The 15,150-nt window shown below is 61.8% G+C and carries 16 protein-coding genes; 13 read left to right on the forward strand and 3 right to left on the reverse strand.

Annotation, left to right across the window (positions count from 1 at the left end; translation table 11 throughout):
* Positions 1-58: 58 nt before the first annotated feature.
* From KI613_RS13845 to bioD, 6 genes are all read left to right on the forward strand, one after another.
* Entirely contained in the window at positions 59-1,174 is a 1,116-nt protein-coding gene (locus tag KI613_RS13845; protein ID WP_226400440.1) for a sensor histidine kinase, read from the forward strand.
* Positions 1,171-3,600 carry a two-component system response regulator gene (locus KI613_RS13850; protein ID WP_226400441.1) on the forward strand — a complete coding sequence of 810 codons (2,430 nt, stop codon included), beginning with the start codon at positions 1,171-1,173 and terminating at the stop codon, positions 3,598-3,600. Before KI613_RS13845 ends, KI613_RS13850 begins: the two co-directional genes overlap by 4 nt.
* 256 nt (positions 3,601-3,856) lie before the next feature.
* Complete coding sequence (bioF, locus tag KI613_RS13855; protein WP_226400442.1) at positions 3,857-5,032, forward strand: 8-amino-7-oxononanoate synthase; 1,176 nt, start codon at positions 3,857-3,859, stop codon at positions 5,030-5,032.
* On the forward strand, positions 5,029-5,742 hold the full coding sequence (locus KI613_RS13860; RefSeq protein ID WP_226400443.1) for an alpha/beta fold hydrolase: 714 nt from the start codon (positions 5,029-5,031) through the stop codon (positions 5,740-5,742). The genes bioF and KI613_RS13860 overlap by 4 nt, the downstream gene beginning before the upstream one ends.
* Positions 5,735-6,496 (forward strand): malonyl-ACP O-methyltransferase BioC, encoded by a 762-nt coding sequence (bioC, locus tag KI613_RS13865; protein ID WP_226400444.1) that lies wholly within the window; start codon positions 5,735-5,737, stop codon positions 6,494-6,496. Before KI613_RS13860 ends, bioC begins: the two co-directional genes overlap by 8 nt.
* A gap of 10 nt (positions 6,497-6,506) precedes the next feature.
* On the forward strand, positions 6,507-7,172 hold the full coding sequence (gene bioD / locus KI613_RS13870) for a dethiobiotin synthase (protein ID WP_226400445.1): 666 nt from the start codon (positions 6,507-6,509) through the stop codon (positions 7,170-7,172).
* Here the strand turns inward: bioD and KI613_RS13875 are convergent.
* Both KI613_RS13875 and KI613_RS13880 read right to left on the reverse strand, forming a co-directional pair.
* Positions 7,158-7,508 (reverse strand): Hpt domain-containing protein, encoded by a 351-nt coding sequence (locus KI613_RS13875; protein WP_226400446.1) that lies wholly within the window; start codon positions 7,506-7,508, stop codon positions 7,158-7,160. The genes bioD and KI613_RS13875 overlap by 15 nt on opposite strands.
* A 45-nt stretch (positions 7,509-7,553) precedes the next feature.
* A complete protein-coding gene (locus KI613_RS13880; RefSeq protein WP_226400447.1) occupies positions 7,554-8,606 on the reverse strand; it encodes an HD domain-containing phosphohydrolase in 1,053 nt (350 codons plus the stop codon).
* Positions 8,607-8,658: 52 nt separating this feature from the next.
* Here KI613_RS13880 and KI613_RS13885 point away from each other — a divergent pair, with 52 nt between their 5' ends.
* The 6 genes from KI613_RS13885 to nosD all read left to right on the forward strand — a co-directional run bounded on the left by KI613_RS13885 (position 8,659) and on the right by nosD (position 13,348).
* Entirely contained in the window at positions 8,659-9,267 is a 609-nt protein-coding gene (locus tag KI613_RS13885; RefSeq protein ID WP_226400448.1) for a septation protein A, read from the forward strand.
* Positions 9,267-9,569: a YciI family protein gene (locus KI613_RS13890; RefSeq protein ID WP_226400449.1), complete on the forward strand. Its 303-nt coding sequence runs from the start codon at positions 9,267-9,269 to the stop codon at positions 9,567-9,569. Before KI613_RS13885 ends, KI613_RS13890 begins: the two co-directional genes overlap by 1 nt.
* A gap of 11 nt (positions 9,570-9,580) precedes the next feature.
* Complete coding sequence (locus KI613_RS13895) at positions 9,581-9,832, forward strand: BolA family protein (RefSeq protein ID WP_226400450.1); 252 nt, start codon at positions 9,581-9,583, stop codon at positions 9,830-9,832.
* Positions 9,833-9,867: 35 nt separating this feature from the next.
* Positions 9,868-10,659, forward strand: a complete 792-nt coding sequence (locus tag KI613_RS13900; protein ID WP_226400451.1) for a peptidylprolyl isomerase — start codon at positions 9,868-9,870, stop codon at positions 10,657-10,659.
* Between the two features lie 63 nt (positions 10,660-10,722).
* A complete protein-coding gene (locus KI613_RS13905; protein WP_226400452.1) occupies positions 10,723-12,042 on the forward strand; it encodes an EAL and HDOD domain-containing protein in 1,320 nt (439 codons plus the stop codon).
* Between the two features lie 79 nt (positions 12,043-12,121).
* The gene (nosD, locus tag KI613_RS13910) at positions 12,122-13,348 is read left to right on the forward strand and encodes a nitrous oxide reductase family maturation protein NosD (protein WP_226400454.1); all 1,227 of its coding nucleotides are present in this window, start codon (positions 12,122-12,124) and stop codon (positions 13,346-13,348) included.
* Here nosD and KI613_RS13915 read toward each other — a convergent pair.
* Positions 13,339-14,280: a CysB family HTH-type transcriptional regulator gene (locus KI613_RS13915; RefSeq protein ID WP_226400456.1), complete on the reverse strand. Its 942-nt coding sequence runs from the start codon at positions 14,278-14,280 to the stop codon at positions 13,339-13,341. The genes nosD and KI613_RS13915 overlap by 10 nt on opposite strands.
* 81 nt (positions 14,281-14,361) lie before the next feature.
* Between KI613_RS13915 and KI613_RS13920 the strand changes: the two genes are divergently transcribed.
* Positions 14,362-15,138 (forward strand): sulfite exporter TauE/SafE family protein, encoded by a 777-nt coding sequence (locus tag KI613_RS13920; RefSeq protein ID WP_226405754.1) that lies wholly within the window; start codon positions 14,362-14,364, stop codon positions 15,136-15,138.
* The last annotated feature ends 12 nt before the right edge of the window (positions 15,139-15,150 follow it).

Genomic DNA, 15,150 nt, shown 5'->3' on the forward strand with positions numbered 1-15,150 from the left:
CCCGGACCTTCCCACGAGTTAGCGGTTTGGTGATGGCCACGCGCTTTGAGGAGTCGCCATGGATGCCCCCATCAATTTGCCGCCTTCAGGCGCACCGGACAAACCCACTTGCCCCATTGCGCCAATGCTCGCCGTCGGTCCGCAACTCGGGGAAGACTCTTTCCGTCGGGTAGTCGAGTGGGCACCAAGCGCCATGGTCATGATCGACCTCGATGGCATCATGGTGCTGGTCAATGCCCAGACTGAACGAATGTTCGATTACGGCCGCGACGATCTGATCGGAAAATCCGTCGAAATCCTGGTTCCCGAGCGTTTCCGGCAACACCATAGTGCTTTCCGTACCGGATATTTCAACGACCCACAGCCGCGCCCGATGGGTGTCGGTCGCGACCTGGCCGGTTGCCGCTCCGATGGTACGGAATTTCCGATCGAAATCGGCCTCAACCCAATTGCCACCGAAGCCGGTGTCATGGTTCTGGCGTCGATCATCGACATCACCGAGCGGCAGCGCGCCCAGCAACGCCTCGAAGACGCCTTGCGCGAAAAAACCGTGCTGCTCAATGAAGTCCATCATCGGGTCAAGAACAACCTGCAGGTCATCACCAGCCTGCTCAACCTGCAGGCCGACTTTGCCGCCGATCCGCGCCTGCGGGCGATTCTGGCCGAGAGTTGCGGGCGGGTGAAAGCCATGGCGCTGACCCACCAGCTGCTTTACGAACGGAAAGACTTTTCCCGCCTTGACCTCGGGGATTATCTGGACCGTCTGGTTCAATCGATCCGATCCAGTTACCGGGCAACCGGCGAACGCGTCAGCCTGCGCATGGTGCGACCGGAGACCGATGTGCAGATCGACCTCGAGCGGACAATTCCCTGTGGTCTGCTGGTCAATGAACTGGTCACCAATTCATTCAAGCATGCGTTCAAGGGGGAACGTCGGGGCGAAATTGTCATCCAAATAGAAGCGGAGGTGGATGGTTTGATTTGCCTCAGCGTAGCCGACAACGGCGTTGGCTTGCCACCGGACATCGAGTTGGCTCAGGGGTCGTCTCTGGGTTTGCAACTGGTTCAACTATTCGTCGAGCAACTGCATGGCACCCTGACTATTGATCGAGCCGAGGGAACGCGGTTCTCGATGTGTTTTCCGAAAAGCATTGCGACGAAGGAGGTTTCATGAGCGCGCGTTTGCCAATCAATCTGATGCTGGTTGAAGATGAGCGCATCGTCGCCTTTGACTTGAAGCGCCAGCTGCAGGGCTTCGGTTATAACGTCGAAAGCGTTGTTGCCAGCGGAGAACAGGCGATCAGCCAGGCAGCCGAGAACAAACCGGACCTGGTTCTGATGGATATTCACCTTGATGGCACCATGGATGGGATCGAAGCCGCCGCCACGATTCGCGCCAACCATCAGATCCCCGTGGTTTTTCTGACCGCCTACGCCGAGGATGACACCTTGCGCCGCGCCCTCGACAGTTGCCCCTTCGGCTATCTGATCAAACCGTGCGAAGGAAGGGAACTGCATGCAACGATCCAGATGGCACTGGCTCGCCGGAATGATGAAATGGCAATAGAACAAAGCGAACAGCGCCTGAAGCTGGCCCTTGATGCTGCTTCGCTGGGGGTCCTTGAATGGAGCCCGGGTTCGAACCGACTGAAAGGCGACCCCCACCTCGGCATGCTGCTCGGCAATCAGGCGCAACCGCTGGATGAGCCGTGGGAAGCATTCATCGACAGAATCGACGAAGCCGACCGGGAACGCGTCAACCAGGCGCTGACTGCCAAGCTGTTGAGTAACGACGCCACCAGTGTCGAATTTCGACTCACCGGTGATGGCCTCCCCATCCGCCGCATGGAAGCCCATGCCAAAGCCTATGGCAAGGGAGCCAGCGTTCAGCGTGTCGTCGGAATACTCCAGGATGTGACGAAGCGCCATCAGGACGAAGCCATGCTGCGCCAATCCAGCGTCGTTTTCCACACCACGGCCGAGGCTATCCTCATCACCGACGCCAATCGCCGGATCGTTGCCGTCAATACCGCCTTTACCCGCATCACCGGATACCCTGAAAGCGATGTCCTCGGGCTTGACCCGGACGTTCTGCTGCGGGTCAGTCCGGCCTTTGAAACCTATGAAGACAGCTTCAAGACCGGCGCCGACGGCTTCTGGCAAGGCGAGGTACGCTGCCGCCGTCTTGATGGCAGTTCATTCCCCGCCTGGCAAAGTGTCAGCGTTGTGCACGATGCCAATGACAAGGTGACTCATTTCGTCACCGCATTTTCCGATGTCACGGCAATTTACGATGCCCAGCAAAAGCTTCAGCACCTGGCCCATCACGACCCGCTGACCGGCTTGCCCAACCGACTGCTTTTCGAAGAACGACTCCAGTACGCCATCGAGCAGGCAATGCGCAACGAACAACGCTGTATCCTGCTCTTTCTCGACCTGGACGGCTTCAAGGTGATCAACGACACGCTTGGCCACGCCGTCGGCGACGAATTGCTGCGTATCGTTGGCGACCGGTTACGCAGTGTCCTGCGCAGCAGTGACACGATCGCCCGACTGGGCGGTGACGAGTTCGTGGTTCTGGCCGGCAGTTTCAATCCGGACTACGCGGCACGGCTGGCAGAGAAAATTCTCGACCAGTTACGCCTTCCGGTCACTGTTTCCGGCGAACATCTTTCCGTCACCGGCAGTCTCGGCATTGCCGTATATCCCGACAACGGTACCGACAGTCAACAATTGATGCGCGCCGCCGACATGGCCATGTACACGGCCAAGGCCGAGGGGCGTAACCGCTTTCACTTTTACACCGAAGACATGACCGAGCGGGCGCTCCTGCGGATGGGGATCGAGCAGGGGCTGCGTCGTGCCCTGGCCACCGATGGCCTGGTCATGCACTATCAGCCGCGCGTCGATCTCACCAGTCGCCGGATCGTCGGGGTCGAAGCGCTGGTCCGCTGGCAACACCCGGAACGCGGCATCGTTTCCCCGGTCGACTTCATCGGCATTGCCGAAGAATGTGGAATCATCGAACACTTGGGACGCTGGGTACTGAACCGCGCCTGTTCCGAAATGCTTGATGTTGTCCAGGGAAGACCCGCCGGTGAAACCTTCCACGTTGCCGTCAACGTCTCGCCACGACAATTCCTTGGTGCGGATTTTGTCGCCATTGTCCGCACGGTACTCAGCGAAACCGGCTTCCCGACCAGCGCCCTCGAGCTGGAAATCACCGAAAGCACGCTGCAGGCGACAGAGCGGAGCCTGTCCATACTCCACGCTCTGGAAGAACTGGGTGTCGCCGTCAGTATCGACGACTTCGGGACCGGCTATTCGTCACTGAGCGTCCTGCGCGACCTGCCCATCCAGCGCATCAAGATCGATCGCTCTTTCATCGTCGACCTCCCGGCCAGCCAGAATCAGCGGGCCGTCGTTGAAGCCATCGTCGCGCTGAGCAAGGCCATGTTCATGCAGATTACCGTCGAAGGCATCGAGCACCCGGCCCAAGCCAAGATTTTGCAAGAACTGGGTTGCCAGGAAGGTCAGGGCTATTTGTTTGCCCGCCCGCTTCCCCTCGTCGATTTGAAGAAACTTCTCGACAACGATTGATCGCCGAATGATCCTCAGGCCAGGTAGCAGCCGGCGCCGCGCCGTTTCCCGAGAACCGGCGTGATCACCCTCATCGCCCCCGGGACAGGGGATGACAAGAACGACTCGCAGTGCATAGCGGTTGAGAAAAACGCGCCCTTTCGCGGTCCACGCTGATTTCCAACGAGCAATCGAAGAACCTCCTAAACAGTGCGGTTTAATGCGCTGCCGATGAAAAGCGCGACATTCCGGCGGGTCTGCGGGAAAATATCGCCCCATGACTCCCAGTTCCCTTGAAGACCGCCTCGCCAGCGAACTGGCGGAGCTCGAAACCGCCGGCCTGACCCGCCGCCGCCGCGTACTCGAATCGGCTTGTGGCCGGCTCGCTACGGTCGACGGCAAAAATGTGCTGAATTTCGCAGCCAACGACTATCTCGGGCTGGCCGGCAATACCGAGATCGCGCGGGCGCTGGCCGACGGCGCGCTGCAATGGGGTGCCGGCAGCGGTGCCTCGCACTTGGTGAGCGGCCATCTTGCGCCGCATGAGGCGCTGGAAAAAGAGATCGCCGCCTTCACCGGCTTTCCGCGCGCCCTGACCTTTTCGACCGGCTACCTCGCCAACCTCGCCGTGACGCCGACCCTGGCCGGCCGCGGCGACGCGGTGTTTGCCGACAAGCTCAACCACGCCTCGCTGATCGATGCCATGCAGCAGGCCAAGGCCAACGGCGCCGAGGTCCAACGCTACGCCCACAACGACGTCGCGGCGCTGGAAAAGCTGCTCGCCGCCAGCAGCGCCGCCACCAAGGTCATCGTCACCGACGCCGTGTTCAGCATGGACGGCGACCTCGCGCCGCTGCCGCTGATCTTCGCGCTGGCCGAGCGCTACGACGCCTGGCTGGTCATCGACGACGCCCACGGCTTCGGCGTCCTCGGCCGCGAAGGCCGGGGCAGTCTGGCCCATTTCAACCTGCCCGCCTCACCGCGCATTTTGCTCATGGGCACGCTGGGCAAGGCGGCTGGCGTCGGCGGCGCCTTTGTCGCCGGTTCGGCAACGGCCATTGAATACCTGCTGCAAAAGGGTCGCAGCTACATTTTCACGACCGCCCAACCGCCGGCCATCGCCTGCGCGCTGACCAAGAGCCTGCAACTGATCAAAAACGGCGACGCCCTGCGCGCCAACCTGATGGCCCGCATCGGCCAGTTGCGCGACGGGCTGGCCGGCCTGCCGCTCAAGCTGCTGCCCTCGCTGACCGCCATCCAGCCGCTCATCGTCGGTGAAAACGACGCCGCCGTCGCCCTCTCGAAAGCCCTGTGGGCGCGCGGCCTGTGGGTGCCAGCCATCCGCCCGCCAACGGTGCCGAAGGGCACGGCGCGGCTGCGCATATCCGTCTCCGCCGCCCATACCGAAGCCGACATCGCCCAACTCATCGCCGCCTTGAAAGAACTTGCATGAGCGCCCCCCTGGTTTTCCTGCCTGGCTGGTGTCTGGGCAGCAATCCGCTGAATTCCACGGTCAACCGGGAAAAAGGCCAAATTTTCGAATTGCCCGGCTACGGCAACGCGCCGCTGATTTCCGATTTTTACGCTGCCGCCGACGACATCGCCGCCCGCCTGCAACCCGGCACGACGCTGGCCGGCTGGTCGCTCGGCGCGCAACTGGCGCTGGCCGTCGCCGCCCGCCATCCGGACAAGGTCGGCAAGCTCATTCTCGTCGCCGGCACCGCCTCCTTCGTCCAGCGCGACGGCTGGCCGCACGCCATGCCGCCGGCCACGCTGGCTGAATTCGCCGCCGGCGTCGCGGCCGATGTCGAAGCCATGCTGCCGCGCTTCGTCGGCGGCTTCAATCGCGGCGACGAGCGCGCCAAGGCCGTGACCCTCGAACTGCTCAAACTCGCCGACCCGCGCCCGTCAGGCGAGGTGCTGGCGACCGGCCTCGACTGGCTGCGCGATGTCGATCTGCGCCAACTCGCGCCGCAGGTCAAGGCGCCGACGCTCCTGATCCATGGCGCGGCCGATCCGCTCATGCCGCTCGCTGCCGCCGAAGCGCTCGCCGCCCTGATTCCCGGCGCCAGACTGGCCGTCTTCGACGACTGCGCGCACGCCCCCTTCATCTCCCGGCCGGACGATTTCGTCGCCACCGTGCAGCAATTCCTGAATGACTAGACCTTCCAAGGCGCGCATCCGGCAATCCTTCGAGCGCGCCGCACTGACCTACGACAGCGCAGCCGACATCCAGCGTCGCATCTGCACGCAACTGGCCGAAGGCCTGCCGGAGATCGCCCCGACCCGCTTGCTCGATGCCGGCTGCGGCACCGGCTTTGCCCAGGCCGACCTGCAGGCCCGCTTTCCCGATGCCCACAGTGTCGCCCTCGACCTCTCGCCAGCCATGCTCGACCGGGTCAGCGCGCCGTGCTGCCGCATCGCCGGCGATCTCGAACACCTGCCGCTGGCCGATGCCAGCCTCGACCTCTACTGGTCCAGCCTCGCCGTCCAGTGGTGCGACCTCGCCACAGCCCTGCGCGAAGCCCACCGCACACTGCGCCCGAATGGCCTCGTCGCCCTGGCCAGCCTCGGCCCGGCCACCTTCCACGAGCTTCGCCACGCCTTTGCCGACGTCGACCACTACCGGCACACGCTGAGCTTTCACAGCCCGGACGAAATCCGCAAAATCGCCGTCAATCTGGCGTTTGCTACGGTCAACACGAAAAAAAGCACAAAAATCGCCCACTACCCGGATTTCAAAACGCTGCTCCGCGCCGTCAAGGCCATCGGTGCCAACCAGCTCGGCGACGGCCGGCGCACCAGCCTGATGAGCCGCGCCACCTTCCAGCGCGCCGAAGCAGCCCACGAACAATTGCGCACCTCGGCCGGCCTGCCGCTGACCTACGACGTGATCTACCTCTACGCCAGCAAATGAGCGCCCGAAAATGAGCCCCGCCTATTTCCTGACCGGTACCGACACCGAAATCGGCAAGACCTTCATCACCTGCGCCCTGCTCCACCGGGCCGGGTTGGACGGCCGCAAAGCCGTCGGACTCAAGCCGATTGCCGCCGGAACCGATACCGCCGGGCTGAACGACGATGTCGAAGCCATCCGCGCCGCCAGCAATGTCGAATTGCCGCGCCAGATCATCAACCCCTATTGTTTCCAGCCAGCCATCGCCCCGCACATCGCGGCGGCGGAAGCGGGCGTAGCCATCGAGTTCAAGACTATCAAGTCGAGTTGCGATGAGGCCCGCCAGCAGGCCGATCTAGTCATCGTCGAAGGCGTCGGTGGATTTTGCGTGCCGTTAAGCGGCGAGCAGAGCACGGCCGACCTCGCCGTCTACCTTGGCCTGCCAGTCATCCTGGTTGTCGGCATGCGCCTCGGCTGCATCAACCACGCGCTGCTCACCGCCGAAGCCATCGCTGCCCGCGGTCTGAAGCTGGTCGGCTGGGTGGCCAACCACATCGACCCGGCGATGTCGCGTTTCGCTGAAAACCTGGCAACGCTGCAAGCGCTGCTACCGGCCCCGTTACTCGGCGTCGTGCCACACGGGCCGCAAGGCAGTGCCAGGGGCGCCGCCGCTTTTCTCAAACTACCCGGCGCTTAACACCGCCGCAATTTCCCGCAGGCGCTGTTGCAAGCCGGCCACTGCCGCAGCCTGATCAGCGACAAGACCATCGCGCGCCCGTTGCTCGACGACACTGGCATCGAGTGCACCAGCGTCATCAGAAAATGTGGCCAGCAAGCCTTTAACCGTGTGGGCCTCGCGGCGCAGTACCGCGGGATCGCCTGCCGCCAGGGCGGTCGCCAGGGCCGCGCAGTTGCTGTCGACATCCTGCACAAACATGTCGACCATCATCGCAAAAATCTCGTCGTCGCCGCCCAGGCGGTCCAAAATCGACGCTTTGTCCAACACGAAAGCCCCTGCCATATTCATCTCCATTCAGGCCGCCTGCCAACGCAGGAAATCGACTGAGACCAATCAAATTCAGATCTGCGGCATCTCTTCGTCGCAGAAACGCTGGCGGATATCCAGCACATGCTCCCAGCCGGCAAGAAAAGCCTCAACGCACATCGGATCGAAATGCTTGCCGCGCCCGTCTTCAAGATACTTGCAGGCATCGTCGAGCGACCACGCCCGTTTGTAGGGGCGCTCGGAAGTCAGCGCGTCGAAGACATCAGCTACCGCCACGATCCGCCCGAACAGCGGAATCTGATGGCCTTTGAGGCCATGCGGGTAGCCCGTCCCGTCGTATTTTTCATGATGCGAAATTGCCACTTCGGCCCCGGCCTGAATGACTTCCGAACGGCTGTCCTTGAGCAGTTCCTGCCCGAGCCTGGCATGCCCCTTCATGACCTCGAACTCTTCGGGCGTCAGCTTGCCCGGTTTGAGCAGGATGTAGTCGGGAATGCCGATCTTGCCGACGTCGTGCATCGGTGCCGCTTCGAGAATCAGCTTCTGCTGCGCAATGCTCAGATCGAGACCCAAGGCGATGATCTGCGAATAATGTGCCATGCGCTGGATGTGCGCGCCGGTTTCCGGATCGCGAAATTCGGCCGCCCGCGAAATGCGGAAAATCAGCTCCTTTTCGCGATCACGGATTTCGGCGGTGCGCTCTTCGACCAGCGAGGACAAATGCTCGGCGCGGTCGGCCAGATACTTCTGCCCGGTGCGCAGCGACAGCATGTTGCGAACGCGCGCCGAGAACTCGACACGGTCAATCGGCTTGGTCAGGAAGTCATTGGCACCGCCAAGCAGGGCATCGTAACGAATGTCCTTCTGGTCGTTGGCGGTAATCATCAGCACCGGAATCTCGTTGCGCCCGTGCAGGGCGCGGAAGGCGCTGATGAACTTGAGACCGTCCATGTCCGGCATCATGTAATCGACAATGACCAGATCCGGAACGTTGCTGCGACACCATTCGAGCGCCGCCACGGGATGATCGAACAAGGTCGGGCTGCAGTCGCCCAGTTTGAGAACCAGCGCCTTGATCAGCGTCAGGTTGATGTCGCTGTCATCGATGATCAGGACGTTGTGCATGAACTCCCCTGCTTGCCGGATAGTTGTTTTCCGCAGTATATAATGCCCCGCCATGAAACTGCTCTTCGACCTCTTCCCCGTCATCCTCTTTTTCGCCACCTTCAAATACGCGGAAAAGAGCCCCGAACTCGCGGCCAGCTGGATGGGCTCGCTGCTTGGCTTCGTCCCCGACGACATCAAGCTGGCGCCGATCCTGCTCGCCACCGTCGTCGTCATCGCCGCCACCGTCGCCCAGATCGTCTGGGTGCATTTTCGCCACGGCAAGGTCGACAAGATGCTCTGGGTCAGCCTCGTCCTTGTCGTCGTCTTCGGCGGCCTGACCCTGGCCTTCCAGAATGAAGCCTTCATCAAATGGAAGCCGACCATCCTGTACTGGGTATTCGCAGGCAGCATGGCTTTCAGCGCCTACGTTCTCAAGAAAAATGCCATCAAGGCCATGCTCGGTGAGCAACTGACGCTGCCCGAACCGGTCTGGGCCAAGGTCAACCTGTCATGGATCGCCTTTTTTGTCGTCATGGGTGCCCTCAACCTGATCATCGCCTTCAATTTTTCGACCGATACCTGGGTCAATTTCAAACTGTTCGGCGGCATGGGCCTGATGCTCGTCTTCGTGCTCGGCCAGGGCATGCTGCTTTCAAAATATGTTGAGGAAGAAAAGTAATGCTCTACGCCATCATCGCTGAAGACAAGGCCGGCACGCTCGACAAGCGCATGGCCGCCCGCCCCGCCCACGTCGAGCGCCTGCAGGCCTTGCAAGCTGAAGGTCGCCTGATCCTGGCCGGCCCCTGCCCAGCCATCGACTCGCCTGACCCCGGCCCGGCCGGCTTCTCGGGCAGCATCATCATTGCCGAATTCGCCTCACTTGAGGCAGCCCGGACCTGGGCCGACGCCGACCCCTACATCGCCGCCGGGGTCTATGAAAAGGTCGTCATCAAGCCGTTCAAGAAGGCTCTGCCGGCGTGAGTGCCGATACCATGGCCCTGCTGCGCCAGCGACTGGCCGCGCTGCAACCGGTTTCAATCACCGTCGTCGACGATTCGCACCGCCACGCCGGCCATGCCGGTGCCCGCGATGGCGGACACTACCAGTTACAAATTGTTGCACAGGCATTCGCCGGTAAAAGTACCATTGCCCGTCATCGCATGATTTATGATGCTGCAGGTGACTTGATGCGCGGCAGAATTCATGCGCTCAGCATTCGCGCCGAAGTACCCGGCGACGTATAATTTTTCTGTTATTCCCTCCACCCAAGGATAGATACATGCTCAAGCTCTCCCGTCTGGCCGCTCTGCTTCTTGCCGGCGCCATCGTTTCTGCCCCGGCTTTTGCTGCCGAGAAGGGCAAGGCATTTGCCACCGTCAATGGCCAGCCGATTTCCCAAGCTGTCTATGACGCTTTCGTCGCCGAACAGAAGGCCCAGGGCGCTCCGGATTCACCGGAACTGAAAAATGCCGTCAAGGAAGAGCTCGTCCGTCGCGAAATTCTTGCCCAGGAAGCGAAGAAGAAGGGCCTCGACAAGAGCGCCAACATCCAGGGCCAGGTCGAACTCGCCAAGCAGGCCGTGCTTATTCGCGCCTATCTGACCGACTACGTCAAGGCCAACCCGATCAGCGACGCCCAGCTCAAGGCTGAGTACGAATTGATCAAGACCAACCTCGGCGCTACCGAATACAAGGCCCGCCACGTGCTGGTCGAGAAGGAAGACGAAGCCAAGGCGATCATCGCCAAGCTCGAAAAGGGCGAGAAGTTCTCCGAACTAGCCAAGGTTTCCAAGGATCCCGGCTCGAAGGACAAGGGCGGCGAACTCGGCTGGAGCTCCCCGAATGCCTACGTCAAGCCGTTTGGCGAAGCACTGGGCAAGCTCAAGAAGGGCGAGTACACCAAGACCCCGGTCAAGTCCGATTTCGGCTACCACGTCATCCAGCTCGACGACTCGCGTCCGATGACCCCGCCGCCGTTCGATCAGGTCAAGCCGCAACTGCAGCAACGCGCCGGCCAGCAACAGGTTGAAAACCTGGTCAAGGAACTGCGCGGCAAGGCCAAGGTCGACTAAACCTTCGCCGAGATGCGAGAATGCCCACCCTGCGGTGGGCATTTTTGTTTGTGGGAGACCTGTGTGTTCAACAGCCTGAAAAAACTGTTCAGCGGAAAAACCGGGCCAGCCAGCGCTCCCCAGCCTGACTCGGCAGCCCCAACGACTGCCGTAGCGACCCAGTTTCTTCGCCGCGAAGCCGTTTTCGACCGCAACAATCGCCTGTCCGGCCATATTTTCACGCTGCAGGAATCGACGATGCTGGCCGATGCCGATGATGGCCGCCAGCGCGGCTTTGACGAAATCCTGCTCGACACGCTGAACACCAGCACCGAAGCCTGGAATACCAGTCTCGCCTTCATTCCACTCAGTTCCGCCAGCCTCGACCTGGCCGCGGTCGACCGCCTGAAGTCGTCAAATATCGTGTTGCTCATCCAGTTGGCGGCCGACGCCGAAGCGGACATCGTTTGCGAAGCCATTGACCGGTTGCACGAGCGCGGTTTACTGATCGGCGTTTTTCGCCAGCCGAAGAACACGGCTTTTGCCAGGGTCATTCAACTGGCTGATTTTGCGGCCATCGATATCGGCGCCAACGAAGCCGATACCGCCCGTGATTTTTCCGCCGCGGTGCGGGCCGGTGCGGGAGAACGCCCCAAGAAGCTGCTGGCCTGCAATGTCGAAACCATCGACGACCTGCGCTTCTGTCAGCAGTGGCATTTCGACAATTTCCACGGAAAATTCGCCAGCTCGGACTCGGGTGTTCGCGCCGAGAGCAGCGGCGACCCGCACAAGGCGCTGCTCCTCAACATCATGCGTCTGGTCCAAGGCGATGCCGAGACGGCCGAGATTGCCGCCGCGATGAAGCAGGACCCGCTGCTCAGTTTCCGCATCCTGCGCTACCTGAACTCCCCTGCCCTTGGTCTGAGCAACCGCATCGACTCGCTGGCCCAGGCGCTGGTCATTCTTGGTCGCCAGCGCCTGACCCGCTGGCTCTCGGTACTGCTTTTTTCGGTGCGCGACCCACATTTTGGCGACTGGCTGGTGGTCGAGAATGCGCTGACCCGCGGCCGGCTCATGGAGGTGCTCGGCGAGCAGTCGATGCCGGGCGTCGCGCATGACCCGCTGTTCCTGACCGGAATTTTTTCCTGCCTCGGCGAATTGCTGCATCGGCCGCTGGCCGAAACGCTCAACGACATGCTGCTGGCCGATGACATCAGGAACGCCCTGCTTGAACGCAGCGGCCCCTATGCCCCGCTGCTGGCGGTGGCTGAAGCGAGTGAAGACTTCGATCTGCCACGCATGAGAAGCACGGCGCTGGAAGCCGGCGTCGCCCCGGAAACGGTCAACCGCGCCCTGCTCGCCGCCACGGCCTGGGCCAGTGAAGTGACAGAATACTGGGAATAAGCCTGGCCGGCTGACATTCGCCTGAAAACTTGATGCAGGTTGAGGCCGTAATTCGCCGGCGGTGGCTAAATCCGCTGCAATGGCCATTCGTCTTTTCTTCGCCGCCCTCTGCCTGAGCCTGCTGCTGCCGGCCCGCGCCGACCAATCCCTGCAAGCCTGGATCGATACCGCGCTGCCGGGCACCGTCCTGCGCCTGCCGCCCGGCACCTACCGCGGCCCGGCCAGCATCAACAAACCGCTGACACTGGAAGGCAACGGCAAGGTGATCATCGACGGCGGCGGCAAGGGCACGGTGCTGACCATCAAGGCCGACCGCGTGACGATCCGTGGCTTGACCCTGCGCGCCAGCGGCGATTCGCATGACGCCATCGACGGCGCCATCATGGTGACCGAAGGCAGCGGGCTGCTCATCGAGAACAACGTGATCGAGGATGTGCTGTTCGGCATTTCGCTGCACCGGACGACCGACAGCGTCGTGCGCCACAACCGCATCCGCTCGCGCCCGGTCGATTCCGCCGACCGTGGCGACGGCCTGCGTCTCTGGTACAGCACGGGCAATCGCATTGAGAACAACGACATCGCGCAGATTCGCGACATCACGGTGAGCAATTCGCCGCACAATCGCTACACCGGCAACACCATCCGCGACAGCCGGCGCGCTTTCAATTTTCTGTTTTCGCACAGAAGTCTGGTTGACCGTAACATTCTCGAAAAGAACTCGACCGGGATCATTGCCCTCAACTCGAACGGCCTGATCATCCGTGGCAACCGCATTCTGCACGCCATGGATGCCTCCGGCGCCGGCATCGCGCTCAAGGAAACTTCGGCGGCGCTGATTGTCGACAACGAAATCGTGCACTGCGCCCACGGCATCATGGCCGATTCACCGATGGATGCGATCAACCGCATCGTTTTCATCAACAACGTGATCGCCCACAACATCACGGGCATCTATTTCTACGGCGCCAAGGGCGGCCACATTGCCATCAACAACACCTTCCGCAGCAATCTGTGGCCGGTCACCATCATCGGCGACGGCGATCCGATGAACGATACCTGGTGGGGCAACACCTGGGATACCTACGAGGGATTCGACCTTGATGGCGATGGTTTCGGCGACAAGCCGCATGAACTGCACGCTTACGCCGACCGCCTGTGGATCGAAACGCCAAGCGTCACGTTCTTCCGCAATTCGCCGGTGCTTGAACTGCTCGATTTTCTTGAACGGCTGGCGCCATTTTCGGCGCCTTCCCTCATCCTGCGCGACACGGCGCCGCGCATGCAGCCGGCCAAAGCCTACAACTGATATTCGTCGCCGCCGCCCTGCATGGCCATTTCGACTACATGTTTCGACAGATGCGGGGCAAATAGCGAAATCAGGTCGTAGTCGTAGCGCCGCAGATAGGTGCCACGGCGCAGGGCGAGACGGGTGGTGTTGGACTCGAACAGATGGGCGGCATCAAGCGCCACCAGGCCGATATCGCGCTGGGGGTCGAAGGCGAGCGCTGAAATGATGCCTAGCCCTAGCCCAAGGCTGACGTAGGTCTTGATCACGTCGGCATCGAGGGCAGTCAGCGCCACATTCGGCTGCGCCCCGATGCGCTCGAAAGCGCGGTTGATGCGCGAACGGCCGGTGAACGCGGTGTCGTAGGTAATGAGCGGCCATTTCGCCAGTTCGCTGAGCGACAGCGGCTGCGATTTAAGGATGGGGTGGCCTTCCGGCGCGATCACGCAATGCGTCCATTGGCGCACCGGCAGCGTGATCAGCTGCGGATACAGGTCAAGCGACTCGGTGGCGATGCCAATATCCGCCTCGCCGGAAACCACCCATTCGGCGATCTGGATCGGGCTGCCCTGGTGCATTTCGAGTTTGACGTCCGGGTGCTGTGTCATGAAATCGCGGACCACCACCGGCAGCGCATAACGCGCCTGGGTGTGCGTCGCGGCGAGCACCAGCCGGCCGGAACTTCCCGTGGCGAACTCGCTGCTCGCCCGCTTGAGGTTTTCCGCCTCGCCTAGGATGCGTTCGGCGATGGTCAGGACCGCCTTGCCCGGCTCGGTGACGCCGGTGAAACGCTTGCCGCTGCGCTCGAAGATGGCGATGCCGAGTTCGTCCTCGAGCAGCTTGACCTGCTTGGAGATACCGGGCTGCGAGGTGTAGAGCGATTCAGCGGCCTCGGAGACATTCAATCCCTGACGCTGAATTTCGACGATGTAGCGTAGCTGCTGAAGTTTCATGGCGCACTTAATAACTTATCGATATAACAATCTAACTCAATATTCTTTTTGATTCAATTGGCCGCTGTTAACATGGCCGTCATGGATTATCTCTACACCCTTTCCGGCTTTGCCGTCGGCGCCATTGTCGGGCTGACTGGCGTCGGCGGCGGCTCGCTGATGACGCCGCTGCTCGTGCTGCTGTTTGGCGTCCCCCCGGCCACGGCCGTTGGTACCGATCTGCTTTACGCGGCGATGACCAAGGCCGGCGGTACGGTGGCGCACGGCAGGAAAGGCCATATCGACTGGGCCGTCACCGGCCGGCTGGCGCTCGGCAGCATCCCGGCTGCCGCGATTACGGTCTATATCCTGTCGCAGCTGCCGAAGGGCAGCAATGTCATCGGCCAGATCATTTCGCACGGCCTCGGTTTTGCCCTGATGCTGACCGCCGTTGCCATCCTCTTCGGCCGCAAGCTGCGCGAGTACGCCGGCAAGCACGATGACTCGCCATTGCGCCAGCGCCATCTGGGCAAGATCACGATTACCGTCGGCGCCATTCTCGGCGTGCTGGTCACCATTTCCTCGGTCGGCGCCGGCGCGCTCGGCGTTGCTGCGCTGTTTTTCCTCTACCCAAAACTTTCTCCGGTCCGCATTGTCGGATCGGATGTCGCCCATGCCGTGCCGCTGACGCTGGTTGCCGGCCTCGGCCACTGGATGCTCGGCGGCGTCGACTGGCCGCTGCTCGGTGCGCTGCTGCTCGGTTCGCTGCCCGGTATCTGGCTGGGTACACAAGTTTCTGCCAAGGTGCCGGAGCACATCCTGCGCCGCCTTCTGGCCGCCATGCTGGTGCTGATCGGCACCAAGCTGGTCTTTGCCTGACGTTTAGCCCAA

It is taken from the genome of Ferribacterium limneticum (genome assembly GCF_020510585.1).
Classification (GTDB): Bacteria; Pseudomonadota; Gammaproteobacteria; order Burkholderiales; family Rhodocyclaceae; genus Azonexus.